The 17,990-nt window shown below is 74.6% G+C and carries 15 protein-coding genes; 5 read left to right on the top strand and 10 right to left on the bottom strand.

The window, feature by feature from the left end; translation table 11 throughout:
• The first annotated feature begins 31 nt into the window (after positions 1-31).
• Both ABII15_RS01605 and ABII15_RS01610 read left to right on the top strand, forming a co-directional pair.
• A complete protein-coding gene (locus ABII15_RS01605; protein ID WP_353940413.1) occupies positions 32-1,615 on the top strand; it encodes a D-aminoacylase in 1,584 nt (527 codons plus the stop codon).
• Between the two features lie 154 nt (positions 1,616-1,769).
• Complete coding sequence (locus ABII15_RS01610; protein WP_353940414.1) at positions 1,770-2,375, top strand: hypothetical protein; 606 nt, start codon at positions 1,770-1,772, stop codon at positions 2,373-2,375.
• A 15-nt stretch (positions 2,376-2,390) separates the two neighbouring features.
• Here the strand turns inward: ABII15_RS01610 and ABII15_RS01615 are convergent, their stop codons facing one another.
• The 6 genes from ABII15_RS01615 to ABII15_RS01640 all read right to left on the bottom strand — a co-directional run bounded on the left by ABII15_RS01615 (position 2,391) and on the right by ABII15_RS01640 (position 10,322).
• Positions 2,391-4,436 carry a SpoIIE family protein phosphatase gene (locus ABII15_RS01615; RefSeq protein WP_353940415.1) on the bottom strand — a complete coding sequence of 682 codons (2,046 nt, stop codon included), beginning with the start codon at positions 4,434-4,436 and terminating at the stop codon, positions 2,391-2,393.
• 134 nt (positions 4,437-4,570) lie between these two features.
• A complete protein-coding gene (locus ABII15_RS01620) occupies positions 4,571-5,566 on the bottom strand; it encodes an ornithine cyclodeaminase family protein (RefSeq protein WP_353940416.1) in 996 nt (331 codons plus the stop codon).
• A 53-nt stretch (positions 5,567-5,619) separates the two neighbouring features.
• The gene (locus ABII15_RS01625) at positions 5,620-6,546 is read right to left on the bottom strand and encodes an ABC transporter permease (RefSeq protein ID WP_353940417.1); all 927 of its coding nucleotides are present in this window, start codon (positions 6,544-6,546) and stop codon (positions 5,620-5,622) included.
• On the bottom strand, positions 6,543-7,646 hold the full coding sequence (locus ABII15_RS01630; protein WP_353940418.1) for an ABC transporter permease: 1,104 nt from the start codon (positions 7,644-7,646) through the stop codon (positions 6,543-6,545). The genes ABII15_RS01625 and ABII15_RS01630 overlap by 4 nt, the downstream gene beginning before the upstream one ends.
• Before the next feature lie 88 nt (positions 7,647-7,734).
• Complete coding sequence (locus ABII15_RS01635; RefSeq protein WP_353940419.1) at positions 7,735-9,309, bottom strand: ATP-binding cassette domain-containing protein; 1,575 nt, start codon at positions 9,307-9,309, stop codon at positions 7,735-7,737.
• The gene (locus ABII15_RS01640) at positions 9,306-10,322 is read right to left on the bottom strand and encodes a BMP family ABC transporter substrate-binding protein (RefSeq protein ID WP_353940420.1); all 1,017 of its coding nucleotides are present in this window, start codon (positions 10,320-10,322) and stop codon (positions 9,306-9,308) included. Before ABII15_RS01640 ends, ABII15_RS01635 begins: the two co-directional genes overlap by 4 nt.
• A gap of 168 nt (positions 10,323-10,490) precedes the next feature.
• On the opposite strand from ABII15_RS01640, the gene ABII15_RS01645 reads away from it, so the two are divergent.
• A complete protein-coding gene (locus ABII15_RS01645) occupies positions 10,491-11,210 on the top strand; it encodes a GntR family transcriptional regulator (protein ID WP_353940421.1) in 720 nt (239 codons plus the stop codon).
• An 8-nt stretch (positions 11,211-11,218) separates the two neighbouring features.
• Here the strand turns inward: ABII15_RS01645 and glsA are convergent, their stop codons facing one another.
• Positions 11,219-13,021 carry a glutaminase A gene (gene glsA, locus ABII15_RS01650; RefSeq protein WP_353940422.1) on the bottom strand — a complete coding sequence of 601 codons (1,803 nt, stop codon included), beginning with the start codon at positions 13,019-13,021 and terminating at the stop codon, positions 11,219-11,221.
• Between the two features lie 52 nt (positions 13,022-13,073).
• On the opposite strand from glsA, the gene ABII15_RS01655 reads away from it, so the two are divergent.
• On the top strand, positions 13,074-13,667 hold the full coding sequence (locus ABII15_RS01655; RefSeq protein ID WP_353940423.1) for a DinB family protein: 594 nt from the start codon (positions 13,074-13,076) through the stop codon (positions 13,665-13,667).
• A gap of 116 nt (positions 13,668-13,783) precedes the next feature.
• Positions 13,784-14,386, top strand: a complete 603-nt coding sequence (gene wrbA / locus ABII15_RS01660; protein WP_353940424.1) for an NAD(P)H:quinone oxidoreductase — start codon at positions 13,784-13,786, stop codon at positions 14,384-14,386.
• A gap of 22 nt (positions 14,387-14,408) precedes the next feature.
• On the opposite strand, the gene ABII15_RS01665 is transcribed toward wrbA, so the two are convergent.
• The 3 genes from ABII15_RS01665 to ABII15_RS01675 form a co-directional block, all read right to left on the bottom strand.
• Positions 14,409-14,819, bottom strand: coding sequence for a (4Fe-4S)-binding protein (locus ABII15_RS01665; protein WP_353940425.1), 411 nt, complete (start codon positions 14,817-14,819; stop codon positions 14,409-14,411).
• Between the two features lie 164 nt (positions 14,820-14,983).
• Positions 14,984-16,045: a PP2C family protein-serine/threonine phosphatase gene (locus ABII15_RS01670; protein WP_353940426.1), complete on the bottom strand. Its 1,062-nt coding sequence runs from the start codon at positions 16,043-16,045 to the stop codon at positions 14,984-14,986.
• 117 nt (positions 16,046-16,162) lie between these two features.
• Positions 16,163-17,968, bottom strand: coding sequence for a TIM barrel protein (locus ABII15_RS01675; RefSeq protein WP_353940427.1), 1,806 nt, complete (start codon positions 17,966-17,968; stop codon positions 16,163-16,165).
• Positions 17,969-17,990: the final 22 nt, after the last annotated feature.

A 17,990-nucleotide genomic window follows, 5' to 3' on the forward strand; every position in this document is an offset into this window, starting at 1 on the left:
CTCCCCCGCGCTCCTCAGAAAGTGGTCCGACATGACCGACCCCACCGCCCCGTACGACGCGCTGATCACCGGCGCCACCGTGATCGACGGCACCGGAGCCGCCCCGCGCCGCGCCGACATCGGCGTACGGGACGGCCGCATCGCCCACGTCGGCGCGCCGGAGCCCGGGGCGACGGCCGCGACGGTCCTCGACGCGACCGGGCTGACCGTCACCCCCGGCTTCATCGACCTGCACTCGCACGCGGACTTCTCCGTACTGGCGATGCCGGACGCGGAGGCCTGTCTGCGGCAGGGCGTGACGACGGTGGTCACCGGCAACTGCGGTCTGTCGCCGTACCCGACGGCGCCCGGCGATGCGGCGGAGGCCGGCGGGCCCGGCACCCTGGCCGGTGCCCAGTGGACGGACCTGGACGCGTTCGCCGCGGCCGTGGACGCCGCGCGGCCCGCCCTGAACGTCGCCCCGCTCGTCGGGCACGGCGCCCTGCGCACCGCGGTGACCGGCACCGCCCGCACCCCGGCCGGGCCCGCCGAACTGGACGCCATGCGCGCCCTGTTGGCCCGCGCCGCCGAGCAGGGCGTCTTCGGCATGTCGACCGGGCTGATCTACGCGCCCGGCTCCTTCGCGACCACGGACGAGATCGTCGCGCTGGCCACCGAGGCGGCGCGGCTCGGCCTGCTCTACGCGACCCACATGCGCGACGAGGGCGACCGGCTCGTCGAGGCCGTCGAGGAGGCGATCGGCGTCGCCGAGGCGTCCGGGGTGCGGCTGCAGATCTCGCATCTGAAGGCGATGGGCCCGGCCAACCACGGCAAGGTCGACTCCGCGCTGGCCCTGATCGACGCGGCCGCCGCGCGGGGCCTCGACGTGGCCTGCGACGTGTACCCGTACACCGCCTCCTCGACCCGGCTCACCTCGCGGCTGCCCGACTGGGCGATGGACGGCGGTCCGGCCGCCCTCGTCGAGCGGCTCGCCGATCCGGAGGCCCGCGAGCGGATCCTCGCCGACCTGCGGCCCGCCGTCGGCCGGACCTTCCTGCCCGAGGGCGTGATCCTGGCGATGATGGGCCCGGGCCGCTACGCCGACCGGATCGGCGACAGCATCGCGGACATCGCCCGGGACGAGGGCACCGAGCCCGCCGCCGCGGTCCTCGACGTACTCGCCGCGCACCAGGGCGAGGTCATGATCGTCAATCACGCCATGGCGGAGGACGACGTGGAGACCGTGCTGCGCCACGACGACGCGGCCGTCGCCAGCGACGGCTGGGTGCTGCACGCGCCGGGCGACGGCCATCCCCACCCCCGCAACTTCGGCACGTTCGCCCGCGTCCTGGCCCGGTACGTCCGTGAGCGCAAGGTGCTCGAACTGGCCGACGCCGTACGGAAGATGACGTCGCTGCCGGCGTCCCGGCTGCCGCTGCCGGACCGCGGCACGCTGGCGCCGGGCCAGGTCGCCGACCTCGTCGTGCTGGATCCGGCGCAGGTCACCGACAGGGCGACGTTCGAGGACCCCTGGCAGTACGCGACCGGTGTCCGTGACGTCCTCGTGGCCGGCGAGTTCGTGCTGCGCTCCGGCGCGCCGACCGACGCGCGTCCCGGCCGTACGTTGCGCCGGTGACATCGGGGACGAACCTGTGACAAAGGTGCGGGCAACGCACCGGACCGGTCGCGGGTCGTATCGGGTGGAGCGGACGGACGCCGACGCGTCCGCCGCCCCGCGGACCGTGCACGCCGCACGGTCCCGCCGATCGACCGACACGGGGATGAGACACATGAACGTACGAGAGAACCGGACCCTGTTCGCGACGGGCGCGGCGGCTGCCGTCGCGGCGGTCGCCGTCCTGGCCGCACCGGCGTCGGCGGCGGGCACGCCCCGCTTCCTGTCGCCGTCCGAGCTGCCGCCGCACCCCTCTTCCGCCTGGATCGCGGGGCCGGTCACGGCCGGGCAGCCCGACCCGCTGCCGCTGTGCGTGGGCGACGCCCTGCCGTCCACGTCGGTGCACCGGGTGTACCGCACCGACCTGGACACCGGCGCGCTCCAGGTGACGGTCGTCGAGCGGGACGCCCGGGCCGCGAAGGAGTTCGTGGCGCTGCTGCGCCGGCACCTCGACAGCTGCGCGAAGGACGTGACGGCGCAGGACCCCGAGGTCACCGCCCGGCAGAAGTACTACGGGAAGCTGTCCGTGGAGGAGGGCGCGTACGTCTACGGCGTGCACACCGAGGCGTCGTGGGGCGCCTCGGACATCAATCTCTTCTCGGTGGGCCGGGACGGCCGGATCGTCACGGTCGTCCAGTGGGGGCAGATGGGTTCCTTCGCGCAGGCGCCGGTCGCGGCCTTCAAGAAGACGACGGTGACGGCGGTGAACAAGCTGCGCTGACGCGGGGGCGCGCGCTCAGGAGTCGGGCACGGTGAAGTCGCACCAGACCGCTTTGCCCTCGCCGCGCGGCTCGACTCCCCAGCGCGACGCCATCGCCTCCACCATGACCATGCCGCGTCCGGAGGTGGCCGTCTCCCCCGGGGTGCGCCGGTGGGGGCGGGCGCTGGAGCGGTCCTTGACCCACAGACGGACCGCGCGCGGCGGCCCGGTGAGCACTTCGAGGGTGAGCACGGCGCCGCCCTCGGTGTGCATGAGGGCGTTGACGAGCAGTTCGCCGGCGGCGGTCTCGACGTCGTCGGCCATGGTGCCGAGCCCCCAGGCGGTGAGGTGTTCGCGCAGCGCGGCCCGTGCGTCGGCCAGGCCCTCGGGGTCGGCCTGGTGGACGTAGCGGTGCATGCGGGGCGCCTGCGGGGTGCCCGAGTCCGGCACCCGGCGCAGGACGAGGAGCGCCACGTCGTCGCCGCTGCCCCACCTCTCCCACAGGGAGCGGGAGAGGTGGTCGGCGACCTCTTCCGCGGTGGGCGGCCCGGCGCCGAGCGCGTCGGCGAGTGCGCGCAGCCCGTCGTCGATGTCGGCGCCGGGCTCCTCCACCAGGCCGTCGGTGCACAGCACCAGGGTCTCGCCCGGGACGAGGTCGAGGCGGGTCTCGTGGAAGTCGTCCTGCTCGAACTCGGTGGCCAGGCCGAGGGGCAGTCCGCCGCGCAGCCGGGGAATGCCGACCCGGCCGTCGGTGTGCCGCACGAGCGGGGGCAGATGTCCGGCCCGTACCGCGCGGACGATGCCGGTGGCCGGGTCGAACTGGGCGTACGTGCAGGTCGCGAAGCGGTCCGTGTCCAGTTCGGCCAGGAACCGGGAGGCCCGTGACAGCACCGTGGCGGGTGGGTGGCCCTCGCCCGCGAACGCCCGCAGCGCGATCCGGAGCTGGCCCATGATCGCTGCCGCGTGGGTGTCGTGGCCCTCGACGTCGCCCACGACGATGCCGAACCGGCCGCGCGGCAGCACGATGACGTCGTAGAAGTCGCCGCCGACCTGCCGCCCGCCCCACGCGGCGTGGTAGCGGACCGCGAGTTCGGTGTCGGGGACCTCGGGGATGCTCTTGGGCAGCATCGTGCCCTGGAGGCTGCGGGCCAGGTCGCGTTCCTCGTCGAAGAGGATGGCCCGCTGGAGCGACTGGGCAACGATGCCGGACAGGCCGATGCAGAGGTTGCGGTCGGCGTCGGAGAACTCGCGGCGGCCCCGGTAGAACAGGGCGAGCCCGCCGATGGCGCGGTCCTGGGCGACCAGCGGCAGGAACGCCGCGGACTCCAGTCTGAGCCGGTCGATGTAGGGGGCCAGACGGGTGAACCGGTGGGCGAGGTCGGACAGGTCGCCGACGAACCGGGGCCTGCGGCTCATGACCACTTCGGCGAGCGGCAGGGAGTCGTCGATCTGGTGCAGTTTGAGTTCGTCGAGGACCTGCATCGACTGGCCCACGAGGGCGATCAGTTTCAGGTCGGCGCCCTCGACCAGGCCGAGGACGAGTCCGTCGGCGGCGAACCGGTCGAGGCCGCCGGCGCCCGACAGCACGGCCACGACGTCGTCGACGGTCACGGCCCGGGACAGCGCCTCGGTGGTGCCCTGGACCATGAGGGCGATCCGGCGGCGTTTGCCCTCGTCCCCGTCGAGTCCGGCCAGCTCGGCGGGTTCGTCGGGGGCCGCGCGCACGACGCCGACGATGCGCACGGCGTGTCCTTGGTCGTCGCGCAGGATGCGTCCCGCGGCGTGGGTGAGGCGTGCGGTGCCGTCCTGCCGGGTGATCTGGAAGAACACGCCGTAGGAGTCGCCGCCGCTCGCGACCGCCTCGTTGACGACCGCGATGACGCGCACGGCCTCCTCGGGCGGGATCCGGGACAGCACCGACTCGACCGTGTCCCGGAACTCGGCCGGGGGCAGGTCGAGAACGGCCAGGCAGTTGTCGTCCAGGCGGAGAGCACCGCCCTCCAGATCCCAGTCGAAGCTGCCCATGCCGGTCAGCCGCAGTCGCTCTTCGAGGCCGATGTCCGGCTCGTGTGCAGGGGCCATATGACTCTCCGGTGTACCGCCTCGTCACCATATCGGCACGTCGACATGTGCGCGCGGCGGCGGAAGCGCTCTCCCGTACTGGAGGAGCCGTCCGGCGGTCATCGGTTGGACGACGGCCACCGAAACGCGCTCCGTCAGGCCCCGAGGTCGACATGGGTGCCCAGTCCCCTCCGCTCGGCGAGGTCGGTCAGGAGGCGGGTCACGGCGAGGTCCTGGAGGCCCACGCCCACGGAGTCGAAGAGGGTCAGATCGGTGTCGGCGGTGCGGCCGGGGGCGGTGCCCGCGAGGACGTCACCGAGTTCGGTGCGGAAGTCGTCCTCGCGCAGGGCGCCCTCGGCGAGCGGGATCAGGACCTCGCCGGACTTGGTGCGGGCCGTGTCGTAGGCGTCGACGACGATCCGGCAGCGCCGCATCGCCTCGGTGTCGAGTTCGCGGTGGTCGGGGCGGGGCGGCGCGCCGACCGCGTTGATGTGCTGGCCGGGCGTCAGCCAGGCCCCCCGGACGAGCGGTTCGCGGGACGGGGTGAGGGTGCACAGCACGTCGCAGGCCTCGGTGACGGCGCGTGGTCCGTCCAGGACCTTCGCGGGGACGCCGAGGTCGGCGCTGATCCAGGCGGCCAGGTCGTGGGCGGCGGGCTGGGTGCGGCCCCAGAGCACGACCTGCTGGTAGGGGCGGCCGGGCAGCAGGGCCCTGACGTGGGCGCGGGCGAGCGGCCCGGTGCCGACCAGGCCGAGGGTGGCGGCGTCGGCGCGGGCCAGGGCGCGGGTGGCGACGGCGGTGGCGGCGGCCGTGCGGACGCGGGTCAGTTCGGCGCCGTCGAGCAGGGCGCGGCAGGCGCCGGTGTCCGTGTCGGTGGCGAGGACGGCGGAGCGCTGGACGGGGAGGCCTCGGTCCCGGTTGCCGGGGAGGTCGGCGAGGAGTTTGACGACGGCGAGGCCGTCGGGCGCGGAGGCGGCGGCCATGGCGAGGAACGTGTCCGGGGAGCCCGGGAGTCTCAGGGCGGGCGGGGCGGGCAGGACGGCCGCGCCGAGGGTGAGGTCGCGGTGGGCGCGGGCCACGGCCGCCTCCACCTCCTCGACCTGGTCGGCCAGCAGCTCGCGGATGGTGGACCGGGTGAGGATCAGGGTCATGGTGCGGGTACTCCTGACGAAGGACGTGCGGGCGGGTGCGGGTGCGGTGCGGGTCAACCGCCGCGCAGGAACGGCACGGTGAGCGCGGAGGGGGCGCGGCTGCGGCCGACGAGACCGCTCACGGCGAGCAGCGCGAACACGTACGGGAGGGTGACGAGCAGCGGCGCCGACAGGTGGAGGCCGAGGGCGGGGGCCGCGAACTGGAGCGACTGGGCGAGGCCGAAGACGAGGCAGGCGAGGAGGGTCGGCCAGGCGCGCCAGCGGCCCGCGATGACGGCGACGACCGCGAGATAGCCGATGCCTCCGGTGATGTTGTCGCTGAAGGCGTGCACTTCGGAGAGGGCGAGGTGGGCGCCGGCGAGGGCCGAGGTGGCGCCGGTGAGCAGGACGACGGCGTACCGGATCGGCCGGACGGGGAGCCCGCACCGGTCGGCGGTGAGCGCGTCCTCGCCGACGGCGTCGACGGCGAGCCCCCAGGTGGTGCGGCGGCTCAGGGTGAGGGCGAGGAGCGCGGTGATCGCGAACGCGGCGTAGCCGAGGACCGTCTGCTCGAAGAGCGCGGGTCCGAGCACGGGGATGGCGTGCAGTGCGGGTACGGGCAGCGGGTCGAAGCCGGGCAGGGCGCTCTGGCGGCTGCCGTCGCCGAACAGGAGCCGGGAGCCGTAGGTGGTCGCGCCGAGGGCGAGGGCGTTGGCGGTGATGCCGGTGACGATCTGGTCGGCGCGCAGGGTGACGCTCAGTAGCGCCTGGAGGGCGGCGAAGAGGAGGCCCGCGGCGAGCGCGGTGAGCACGCCGACGCCCGCGCTGCCGGAGGCGTGGGCTCCGGCGGCGCCCGCGAAGGCGCCGGTGAGCATCATGCCCTCGACGGAGAGGTTCAGGACGCCCGCGCGTTCGCTGAGCAGTTCGCCGGAGGAGGCGAGGAGCAGCGGCAGCGCCATCCGGACGCCGCCGGAGGCGAGTTCGTCGACGACGGCGCTCATGAGCCGCTCCTCGTCCTGCGATGGGTGATCAGCATGGCGGCGGCGATGAACAGCACGAGCAGGCTCTGCACGATCTGTACGGTCTGGGCCGGTACCTGGGCGGCGAGCTGGAGGTTGATGCCGCCGCTGGTGAGGAAGCCGAAGAGCAGGCTGGCGGCGGCGACGGCGGTGAGCGAGCCCCGGGCGAGCAGCCCGACGACGAGGCCGGAGAAGCCGTAGCCGGAGGAGAAGTTCTCGGCGAGCACGTACGGGGCGGTGGCGACCAGGGCCGCGCCGGCGAGGCCCGCGAGGCCGCCGGCGAAGGCGAGCGAGCCGCCCTCCAGGCGGGCGACGGGCAGCCCGAGCCGGGCTGAGGCGGCGGGCGAGTGCCCGACCGCGCGCAGCCGTACCCCGGTCGCGGTGTGCCGCAGGGCGGCTCCGACGCAGAGGGCGAGCACGGCGGCGATGATCACGACGGCCGTGGCGGGCGACTCGGCGCCGCCGATCAGCGGAAGTTGGGCGCCGGCCGGCAGCGGCGCGGACTGCGGCAGCGTCTCCGACGAGGTCACGGGCTGGCGCAGCAGGGCCGCTTCGTGGACGGAGACGGAGACGAGGCCGAGGCCGATGAAGTTCAGCAGCAGGGTGGTGATCACCTCGCTGGTGCCGCGCCGCACCTTCAGCCAGGCGGCGATGCCCGCCCAGGCGGCGCCGCCCAGGAATCCGGCGAGCAGCACGAGGGGCACGCCGATCGCGCCGGGGACGGCGGCGGGCAGGGCGAGTCCGGTGGCGGCAGCGGCGGTGCCGCCCGCGCAGAGCTGGCCCTCGCCGCCGACGTTCACGAGTCCGGCGCGGTGGGCGACGGTGAACCCGGTGGCGATGAGGGCCAGGACGGCGGCGGAGTTCAGGGAGCTGCCGACGGCGTACGAGGAGCCGAACATGCCCTCGTCGAGCGCGGCCCAGGCGGTGGCGGGGTCGGCGCCCGCCGCGACGACGAGCAGGATGCCGGCGCCGAGGGCGAGCAGGGCGGCCAGGACGGCGACGGAGACGGGATGCCGGGCCAGGTCGGCGGGGCGCGGGCCCGTTCTGCGGCTCGGTGGGGGCGCGGTGGTGGTGACGGTCACGGGGGTTCCTCGGGCGGTCGGGATGCGGTGCGGAACGGGGGTTTCGACTGCTGCGCGTCTCAGGGGAAGCGAGTGGTGGGTACGCGCGTCAGGGCTCGGCGGATGCCCGTGCGGGTGCCTGCGCCCGGCCCGCGCCCACCATCAGCTCCCCGATCCGGTCCCGGGCGTCGGGGTCGCGCGGGTCGACGGGTCCCAGCAGGCGGCCCCGGTAGGCGACGAGGACGCGGTCGCTCAGGGCGAGGAGTTCGTCGAGTTCGGCGGAGACGAGGAGCACGCCGGCGCCGCGTGCGGCCGCTTCCCTGATCCGGGCGTGCACGGCGTCGACGGCGCCGATGTCGAGGCCGCGGGTCGGCTGGGCCGCGGCGAGGGCGACGAGCGGGTCGAGGGCCAGTTCGCGGGCGAGCACGACCTTCTGCTGGTTGCCGCCGGACAGGGCGGACATCGGCGCGTCCGGCCCCGGGGCGCGGATGCCGTGGGCGGCGATCGCGTCGGCGCCGGCCCGGGCGAGCGCGGCCCGGTCGAGGGCGACGCCCCACCTGCGGAACCGGCCGAGCCGTCCGAGGTGCAGGTTCTCGGCGATCGACAACTCCGGTACGCAGCCCTCGTGGTGGCGGTCCTCGGGGACCACGCCGAGCCCGGCCCGGGTGCGGGCGGCGGGTCCGGCGCCGGTCACGTCCCGCCCGCCGAGGGCGATACGGCCGCCGCCGGGCGCGAGGGAGCCGCCGAGCAGGGCCATGAGTTCGCTCTGCCCGTTGCCCTCGACCCCGGCGATGCCGACGATCTCGCCGCACGCGATGTCGAGGTCGACGTCGTCGAGGGCGTGGGTGCCGTCGGGGCGGCGCACGGTGACGCCGTTCAGCGCCAGAGCGGAGCCCTTCGCGCCGGATGCCCGGCGTGCGGTGGCGGCCACCGGTTCGGCGAGGCCGACCGCTCCGGCGAGGGCCGGGTCCAGGGAGTCGGCGGCGTGGCCGATCATCATCGGCACCAGGTGCCGGGCGCCGAGTTCCGCGAGCGGGCCGCCGCCCGCGACCCGGCCGCCGCGCAGCACGGTGGCCTCGTCACCGGCGCGCAGGGCCTCGCCGAGCTTGTGCGTGACGAGGACGACGGCGCCGCCCGCGTCGGCGATGCTCCGGCAGGTGGCGAGCAGCGCGTCGGTCTCCGCCGGGCCGAGGACGCCGGTCGGCTCGTCGAGGACGAGCAGTCGCGGGGAGCGCAGCAGCGCCTTGACGATCTCGACCTGCTGGCGGGCGGCGACGGGCAGTTCCTCGATACGGGCGTCGGACCGGACCTCCAGGCCGTACGTGTCCCGGACCCGTGCGAGGGCGCGGTCGAGTCCGGGCAGCCGCAGCAGGCGCAGGTTCTGCTCGACGGTGAGCGTGGGGATCAGGCTGAAGTGCTGGTGGACGAGGGCGACTCCGGCGGCGAGCGCGTCGGCGGGGCGGCGGGGCGCGTACGGCCGTCCGTAGAGGGCGAGAGTGCCGGTGTCCGGGACGAGCGAGCCGCCGACGGCGTGGCACAGGGTGGACTTCCCGGCGCCGTTCTCGCCGAGCACGCAGTGCACGGTGCCGGGGCGCACGACGAGGTCGATGCCGTCCAGCGCCGGTGCGCCGCCGTAGGACTTGGTGAGCGAGGTGATCTCGAGTGCGGGTGCCGCGGGCGTCATCGGGTGGTGATCTCCCCGGACACGAGCTTCGCCTTGATGGCGTCGAGCTTCTTCTTCGCGGCGGCCACTTCGTCGCCGGTGCCGCACAGAACGAGGTCGTTGTGCGGGGTGTCGAAGGTGAGGCCGAAGTGCACGGACTCCGCCTTCCAGCCGCCCTTCACCAGCTGGTCGGTGGCGTATTCGATCTCGGCGCCGATGTCCGTCTCGACGTATCCGGCGTAGGCGGTGTCGGCGGCGCAGTCGTGGGCCAGGGGGCCGCCGACGAGGCGTCCGCCGCGGCCCGCGGCGGCCTGGGCGATGCCCTTGTGGCCGAGGTTGAGGACCTGTCCGAGCACGTCGGCGCCCGCGCCGTAGTCGGCGAGCGCGGACTGCTTGGACTTGGCGGCGTCGTTGAAGTCGCCGACGTACTGCGGCGCGAGCACCTTGACCTCGGGGTCGGCGGCCTCGGCGCCGCGCTCGAACTCCTTGGCCGCGTTGACGATGGCGGGCAGTTCGGCGCCGCCGACGAAGCCGACGGTGTGCTTCTTCGACAGGAGGGCGGCCGCCGCGCCGGACAGGAACGCGGCCTGCGCCTGCTGGGGGTCGTAGAGGGCGAGGTTGGCGGTGGGCCGGGCGTCGGCGGGGCCGCCGATCTCGGCGAACTTCACCTTCGGGAAGCGGGCGGCGACCTTGCGCACGGCGGCGTCGGTCTGCCCGCCGAGCGAGATCACCAGGTCCGATGTGGTGGCGAAGCGGACGAGCGCCTGTTCGTAGTCGGCGGCCTGCACCTGCTCGACCTTGCTGAAGGCGACCTTGCCGGTGTGCTGCTTCGCGGCGCGCTGATAGCCGCGATAGGCGGACTCCATGAACCCGTCGTCGGACAGCGAACCGGGGAACAGGACACCGACCTTGAGGTCGCCGCCGGAGGACTGACCGGCGTCCTGCGCGGAGGACGCGCCACCACAACCGGTGAGGAGGGCGAGACAGGCTCCGGCCGCCAGCGCGCCCGGCCGGCGGAGAGGGGTGTGTGCCACTGGGGTGCCTCCAAAGGGCGGGGCCCGCGGGCCCGTTAGTGGTATACCGTTACGCGCCCTCAGTCTGGGAGCCGCATGTTGCCCGTGTGTTAGCGGCCGGTTAGCACTGCGCGCACTCCCCCGCGGTCCGCTTACTGTGAGATCCGGACCCGAGCGGAGGAGACCCTGGTGACAGCGGCACAGGCGGCGGGCGCGGCGGGCGGTTCACTGCGCGACCGTGCGTACGACACGCTGCGGCGGCGCATCGTGGAGGCCCAACTCCAGCCCGGTGAGCGGCTGGTGGAGCGCGATCTCGCGGCGGAGCTGGAGGTCTCCCGGATCCCGCTGCGGGAGGCGCTGCGCCGCCTGGAGGCGGAGGGGCTCGTGGTCCTGGTGCCGCGGCGCGGGGCCCTGGTGTCGCCGTTCACGCCCTCCGACGTCCGCGATCTGTTCGACGTACGGGAGTCGCTGGAGTCCCTGGGGGCGCGGCTCGCGGCCGAGCGGGCCGACGCGGAGGGTCTGGCGCGGCTCGCGAGCCGGCTGGACGCGGCGCGGGCGGCGACCCGGCGGCGGGACCGGGCCGCGATCGCGGCGGCGAACGCGGGTTTCCACACCGACATCGTGGAGCTGGCCGACAATCCGCTCCTGACGAGCATGATGCGGCCGCTGGAGGCGCGCACGCTCTGGCTGTTCCGGCTCACGGCGCAGCGGGACGCGGCCCGGCAGTGCGCGGAGCACGAGGAGTTGTACGAGGCGATCGCGGCCGGCGCCGCGGACCGCGCGGCCGCGCTCGCCCTCGGCCATGTCGCGGACGGGCGCGCCGAGTCGCTGGCGCTCGCGGCCGCGTGGTCGCATCCGGAGATCGACCCGCAGGCGGTCGCGGCCCGCAGGCGCAGGCGCGGCGCCTGAGCACCCTGCTATCCGGCGTCCGGCCGGTCCACGGTGTCCGCGCCCTCCAGCGGGGCCCGTTCGAGGTGGGCCACGGCCTCGGGGGCGAGGGCGCGCAGCCGCACCAGGCCGGAGGCGGTGAGGGTGCGGCAGACGGTGTCGCGCTCGGCCAGCACGCGGCGGGCGATGCGGGCCGGGAAGTCGGCGGGGGTGAGGGCCGCGCCGGGGCCCGCGGACCAGGTGCGCAGGGCGGGTACGGCCTTGGCGGTGTCGGCGCAGACGGCGAGGCGGCCGGATTCGACGTACCAGAGCACGATGCGCTCGCGCAGTTGCCGTGCCGGAGGTGCGACGCTGTCGCCGTCGGCGAGGCGCAGGGTGTCGAAAGCGTCGGCGAGGGCGGCCCGCAAGTCCGGGTCGACGCGGCCGAACAGGTCGCAGTCGGCGAGCGGCACCGGTGCGGCCGGGTCGATGCCGAGGTCGGTGAGGAAGGCGTCCTCGCAGCTCTCCAGGGCGCGGCCGAGGTCGGGGAACTCGTCGGCGGCGTGGACCATGGCCTGGCGCTGGTCGGGGTCGGCGAGGACCATGCGCACGTCGCGGCCGCGCAGGTTCTCGCCGAGGGCGCGCAGCAGATCGGCGGCGACGGGTTCGATGCGTCCCACGCGCGTGAGGTCGAGGGCGAACCAGCCGACGGCGGCGGGCAGTTCGCGGGCGGCGCGCAGGGTCTGTTCGGCGGTGGCGAAATCGAGGTCGCCCTGCATGACGTGGACGCGGATGCGGTCCGGGTGGGCTTCGAGCGCGGCGCGCTGGTCGCGCGGGCGGTGCCGCAGGGAGCGCAGCGGTGCGGGGTCGAGCGAGCGGGGCGGCATGGGCCGGCGCTCAGGCACGCTGGCCCGCATCAGGTGCAGCCCGAACTGGTCGGACAGGAGGTGGCAGGCGGCGATGCCGCGCACGCTGTTGCCCTTCTCCTCCAGCGGCGGGCTGAACACGCCGATGCCGAACTGGCCGGGCAGCGCGACCCCGATGGCGCCGGAGACGCCGCTCTTGGCGGGCATGCCGACCTGGAGCATCCACTGGCCCGACGCGTCGTACATGCCGCAGGTCGCCATGACGGCGAGGACGTGCTGGGCGTGGCGCGGGGCGACGACGCGGGTCCCGGAGACGGGGTTGACGCCGCCCGCGGCGAGGGTGGCGTGCATGACGGCGAGGTCGTCGCAGGTGACGAGGACGGAGCACTGCCGGAAGTAGACGTCGAGCTGGTCCTCGACGTCGCCGGTGAGGGAGCCCGCGTTGTGCATGAGGTAGGCGAGGGCGCGGTTGCGGTCGCCGGTGGCGCGCTCGGAGGCGTAGACGGCCTCGTCCACGGCGAGCGGCCGGGCGGCGAAGGCGCTGAGCCCGTCCAGGATGCGGTCGAAGCGGGCCTCGGGGGTGTCCCCGGCGACGAGCGAGGTGGTGACGATGGCCCCGGCGTTGACCATCGGGTTGGGCGGGCGGCCGGTGCCGGGTTCGAGGCGGATGGAGTTGAACGCCTCGCCGCTCGGCTCGGCGCCCACCCGGGTGAGCACCTCTTCGAGGCCGCGGTCGGCGAGGGCGAGCGCGAACACGAACGGCTTCGACACGGACTGGACGGTGAACGGCACCTGCGTGTCGCCGCTGCCGTAGACCTGTCCGTCGAGGGCGCACAGGCTGAGCCCGAAGAGGTCCGGGTCGACGCGGCTCAGTTCGGGGATGTACGAGGCGGGCGCGCCGCCGCCCAGATCGCGCAGGCTGCGGCGCACCTGGTCGAGCAGCCCGCTCAGCGGGTCGCCCGGGGGTCCTTCCTGGTCGTGTCGCATCCGTCCATCGAAACTCATCGGACGGCCGTCCGCGCCCCGGCAGACTGTCTCCATGAGCGAGAACGATCACAAGAGCGACCTGCTGCGCTACCTCCAGGACGCCCGCGAGGCGCTGGTGTGGAAGCTGGACGGGCTGAGCGAGTACGACGTGCGCCGCCCCCTGACCGGTACGGGGACGAACCTCCTGGGCCTGCTCAAGCACCTCACCGCTGTGGAACTGGGCTATCTCTGCGACACGTTCGGCCGCCCGCACGACGAGCCGCTGCCCGACTTCCGGGACGGCGCGGATCCCAACGCGGACATGTTCGCCGCCGCCGACGAGTCGCGGGAGCTGATCGTGGAGCGCTACCGCCGGGCCTGGGCCCTGGCCGACGCCACGATCTCCGCCCTTCCGCTCGACACGTCCGGCACGGTGCCGTGGTGGCCCGCGGAGCGCGCCGCGATCACCCTGCACCACGCGCTGGTCCGGACGCTGTCGGACACCCAGCGGCACGCGGGGCACGCCGACATTCTGCGGGAGGGGCTGGACGGGGCGGTGGGGTACCGGCAGGACAACGACTCGCTGCCCTCGCACGATCCGGCCTGGTGGGAGGGGCTCCGCGACCGGCTGGAGGAGATCGCCCGGGAGGCCGGGACCGGGGCCTGAGCCGGGGGCGGCCGGGGCGAAGGGCCTCACCCGCATGGTCCAAAGCCCCGTTCCTCGCCCGGCACACCGGGCGAGGATGTCGGTGTCGCCCGAATTTCCCGTGTGAGGAGAATCCGATGCAAGCACGCGTCGCCGTCGTCTACTACAGCGCCACCGGCAACGTCCACGCCCTCGCGGAAGCCGTCGCGGAAGGCGCCCGGAGCAGGAACGCGGAGGTGCGGCTGCGGCGGGTGCCCGAGCTGGCGCCCGACTCCGCGATCGACGCGAACCCGGCCTGGCGCGCGCATGTCGACGCGACCAAGAACTCGGTGCAGGAGGCGACGCTGGAGGACCTGGAGTGGGCGACGGCGTACGCGTTCGGTACGCCCACCCGGTTCGGCACGCCGACCGCGCAGCTGAAGCAGTTCATCGACACGACCGGTGGGCTGTGGAACGCGGGCGTCTTCCACAACAAGCCCGCCACCAGCTTCACTTCGGCGATGAACCGGCACGGCGGCCAGGAGTCGACGATCCTGGCCCTGAACAACGTCTTCTACCACTGGGGCTGCGTCATCGTGCCGCCCGGTTACACCGACCCGCTGATCTTCAACGCGGGCGGCAACCCCTACGGCGTGAGCTGGCCCAGCGGGGGCGGCGAGGGCCCGGACGAGGCCGTCCTCGAGGCCGCCCGCTACCAGGGCCGCCATCTCGCGGACATCTCGCTGCGGCTGGAGTCCTGAGCGGCGGCGCCGGTCGCCGCGCTCAGCCGTCCTGTCCGCACGGCCCGGAGTGGTCGCAGTACGGCTGATGGGCGCTGGCGCCGCACGCGCAGAGCAGGGCGCGGGTCTCCCGCCGGGGGCCCGCGCCCGTCCGCGTCTCCAGGTCGCCGCGCACGGCGAGCTGGCCCGCAGCGGTCCTCGCGATGGTCGTCGGGGTCCGCGGCTCCTCACCGGTGCCGTCGGCGAGGCGGTAGGTGAGGGCCCCCGACGGGCAGCGGCGGACGACCTCGGCGACGTGCGGGGCGTCGGCCGCGTCCGGTGCGATCCAGGGGCGGCGGGAGGTGTCGAAGACCTCGGGGAGACCGCCCACGCACTCGGCGGCGTGCAGACAGCGGCCCGGTTCGAAGGTGACCTCGATGTCCTGACCGGAGTAGGTCTTGCGCTCGGCTGCCATCAGGCGCTCACCTCGCGCGGGGCGTTGGCTCGGATCACGGGACACTCCCACGGTGGACGGTGGAACAGGGGTCGTCATTGTCGGCGGGCGTGCCGTCCGTCGCCCGCCCGGTGCGACGGCGCGTCCCGCGCGTCACTCCCCTGGTGGCGTCCCCGGGCCGGCGCTCAGTCCTCGCGGTGGCGCAGCAGCAGCATCGCCGCGTCGTCGTGCAGCGGCCCCGCGGCGTGCTCGACGAGATCGGTGCGCAGCCGCTCCAGCGCCGCCTGCGGATCGGTGTCCTTGAGGAAGGACACCCGGTCCTGAAGCGGATAGAACGTGCCGTCGCCGTCGCGGGCCTCGCTCACCCCGTCGGTGTAGAGCAGCAGTTGGTCGCCGGGCGCGAAGGGCACGGCGTACGGTACGGGCTCGTCGCCGCCGTGCACGCCGAGGCCGAGGGGCAGCGCGAACTGCGGCGGTTCGGGGAACTCGGTCGTGCCGTCGGCGCGGGCGAGCAGCGGGGCCGGGTGCCCGAAGTTGAGGAAGGTCGCCTCGCGCTCACCCGCCGCTACCTCGACGAGCAGCGCGCTGACGAACCGCTCGCCGAGCAGTTCCCGCTCCAGGGCGCGCTCCAGGCGCTTGCCGAGCCCGGCCAGTTCGGCCTCGTCGTGCGCGGCCTCGCGGAACGCGCCGAGGACGAGTGCGGCGGTCTCCACGGCCTCCAGGCCCTTGCCCTGGACGTCGCCGATGATGACGCGGGTGCCGCGCGGGGCGACCACGACCTCGTACAGGTCGCCGCCGATCCGCGCCTGGGCGACGGCCGACGTGTAGGAGACGGCGACGCGCAGGGCCCCGGCGACGCGCGGGACCGGCCGCAGCAGGACGCGCTGGGCGACCTCGGCGATGGAGCGGACGCTGGCGAGTTCGGCGTCGCGCCGCTCGCGCATCACGACCGCGCCGAGGGCGGCCGCGGTGACTCCGGCGACGCTGATGGACGCGATGTAGACGCGGCGCTTGCCGAGGGTTCCGTCGGACGCGGCGAGCAGCACGCACAGCAGCACGGCGAACGCGCCGATCCGCGCGGTGCGCCGCTTGCCGCCGGTCAGGCCCGCGAAGGCGGGGCCGAGCGCCATCAGGGACAGCAGCCCGAAGCCGGTGGGCGTCACCAGCTCGGCGAGCACCACCACGCCCATCACCGCGTACGGCAGGGCGACGAGGGCCCGGGCGGCCGGGAACTTCGCCTTCGTCATCGCTCTCCCCGTCAGGACGGCCCGTCGGCGTTCGGATATGTCGCGCCTTGAGCGTATGCGGGGTTTCTTGGCGGCGGATGAGATAGAGGCAAATCCGTGACCTGAGGTGACGCTCCGTCAGCGTGCGGCCACGCCAACGGTGTCGTGCTGTGCGGCGAGCCGTACGGGGGTGTTCGCGGCGCCGTACCCGCGGTAGCCGCCGTCCCGCTGGACGAGTTCGAAGAAGACCCGGCCGACGGTGCGGGTGTAGCAGTGCAGGAAGGTGCCGTGGTCGTCCTCGTCGTAGAGGATGCCGAGGTCCCGGTAGGTCTCCAGCTCGCCGGGGGCGAACGCGTGGCGGGCCGCGAGGTCGTCGTGGTAGTTGCCGGGCACGGCGAGGAGCCGGCCGCCGGCGGCCCGGAAGCGGCGGGCGGCGGCGACCACGTCGTCGGTGGCGAGGGCGATGTGCTGGGCCCGGTCGTGAGCGTCGGCGGGGCCGGGGCCGACGCCGAGGGCGAACCGGACGGCGCCGTCGGCGGTGGAGAAGGCGCGGCTGCGCAGCAGTCCGTAGGGGTCGGCGACGTCGACGCTGCCCTGCGCGTCGAGGCCGAGGACCCCGCGGTGGAAGAGCGAGGCCTCGTCGAACTGGTGCCAGGGCTGGGTGAGCGCGAGGTGGTCGATGCGGCGCACGGCGCAAGCCGCGGGCTCCGCACCGGTGGGCGCGAAGTCCGCCTTCCAGTCGGCGGGTCCGGGCCGGTCGGTGGCGCAGAAGAAGAGTTCGGTGCCGTCGGGTGCGGCGACGGCGTCGAGGAGGACGTCGCCGGTGGCGCGGCGGCGCGGCAGGACCGGAGCGAGCAGCGCCTCGGCGCGCCGGGCGGCGCCGGCCGGGTCGGGGCTCTCCAGGCCGACCGCGGCGACGACGGTGCCGTCGCGGCGGGCGGCGGGCCCGGTGTTCAGCAGGATGCGGGCCTCGCCCTGCTCCCACAGGTCGACGGGTTTGCCGCGGTGGCGGCCGGTGCGGGTGAAGCCGAGCGCGGTGAGCAGCTCCGTGGCGGGGGCGATGTCGGGGGTGACGAGTTCGGCGAAGGCGACGCCGGTGGGGACGACGGGTGCGGGCAGGTTCGCCTCCCCCACGGCCTCCCGCAGGGTGAGGAGCGAGCGCAGGGCGTCGACGGCGGCGGGCCCGGCCTCGGCCTGCCGGAACACGTCGTTGAAGACCTCCAGGGACAGCGGCCCGCGGTAGCCCGCGCGCAGCACGTGCCGCAGCAGTCCGGCGACGTCCAGGTCGCCCTGCCCGGGGAAGCAGCGGTAGTGGCGGCTCCACTGGAGCACGTCCATCGCGAGCTTCGGCGCGTCGGCGAGTTGCAGGAAGAAGATCTTGTCGCCGGGGATGTCCTCGATCCCCGCGAGGTCCTTGGGGCCGGAGCCGCGGGCGAGGATGTGGAAGCTGTCGAGGCAGGTGCCGAGCGCGGGGTGGTCCGCGGCCTCGACGATGCGCCAGGCGTGGTCGTACGTGTTCACGTGGCGGCCCCAGGCCAGCGCCTCGTAGGCGACCCGGATCCCGGACTCGGCCGCCCGGTCGGCGAGGCGTGCCAGCTGCTCCGCGGCGAGGGCGTCGTCGTCGCGGGCGAGCGGGGAGACGCTGGAGCAGACGAGGAGGGTGTCGGCGCCGAGCCTCCGCATGACGCGGAACTTGTGCTCGGCGCGCCGCAGGTTGCGTGCGAACACGTCGGCGGGCACCGCCTCGATGTCGCGCATCGGCTGGTACAGGTCGATGCTCAGGCCGAGGTCGGCGCAGAGGGCCCGGATGTCCTCGGGTGGCAGCGGGGCGGCGAGCAGGTCGTTCTCGAAGATCTCGACGCCGTCGAAACCGGCGCGGGCCGCGGCGGTGAGCTTCTCGGTGAGCGGGCCGCTGAGCGAGACGGTGGCGATCGAGGTGCGCACGACGGACTCCCGGTTAATGTAC

This window comes from Streptomyces sp. HUAS MG91 (genome assembly GCF_040529335.1).
Taxonomy (GTDB): domain Bacteria; phylum Actinomycetota; class Actinomycetes; order Streptomycetales; family Streptomycetaceae; genus Streptomyces; species Streptomyces tabacisoli.

Coding starts and splice junctions, on each gene's coding strand:
- ABII15_RS01605 (WP_353940413.1), top strand. CDS start 32: ATGACCGACCCCACCGCCCCGTACGACGCGCTGATCACCGGCGCCACC.
- ABII15_RS01610 (WP_353940414.1), top strand. CDS start 1,770: ATGAACGTACGAGAGAACCGGACCCTGTTCGCGACGGGCGCGGCGGCT.
- ABII15_RS01615 (WP_353940415.1), bottom strand. CDS start 4,436: ATGGCCCCTGCACACGAGCCGGACATCGGCCTCGAAGAGCGACTGCGG.
- ABII15_RS01620 (WP_353940416.1), bottom strand. CDS start 5,566: ATGACCCTGATCCTCACCCGGTCCACCATCCGCGAGCTGCTGGCCGAC.
- ABII15_RS01625 (WP_353940417.1), bottom strand. CDS start 6,546: ATGAGCGCCGTCGTCGACGAACTCGCCTCCGGCGGCGTCCGGATGGCG.
- ABII15_RS01635 (WP_353940419.1), bottom strand. CDS start 9,309: ATGACGCCCGCGGCACCCGCACTCGAGATCACCTCGCTCACCAAGTCC.
- glsA (WP_353940422.1), bottom strand. CDS start 13,021: ATGCGACACGACCAGGAAGGACCCCCGGGCGACCCGCTGAGCGGGCTG.
- ABII15_RS01655 (WP_353940423.1), top strand. CDS start 13,074: ATGAGCGAGAACGATCACAAGAGCGACCTGCTGCGCTACCTCCAGGAC.
- wrbA (WP_353940424.1), top strand. CDS start 13,784: ATGCAAGCACGCGTCGCCGTCGTCTACTACAGCGCCACCGGCAACGTC.
- ABII15_RS01665 (WP_353940425.1), bottom strand. CDS start 14,819: ATGGCAGCCGAGCGCAAGACCTACTCCGGTCAGGACATCGAGGTCACC.
- ABII15_RS01670 (WP_353940426.1), bottom strand. CDS start 16,045: ATGACGAAGGCGAAGTTCCCGGCCGCCCGGGCCCTCGTCGCCCTGCCG.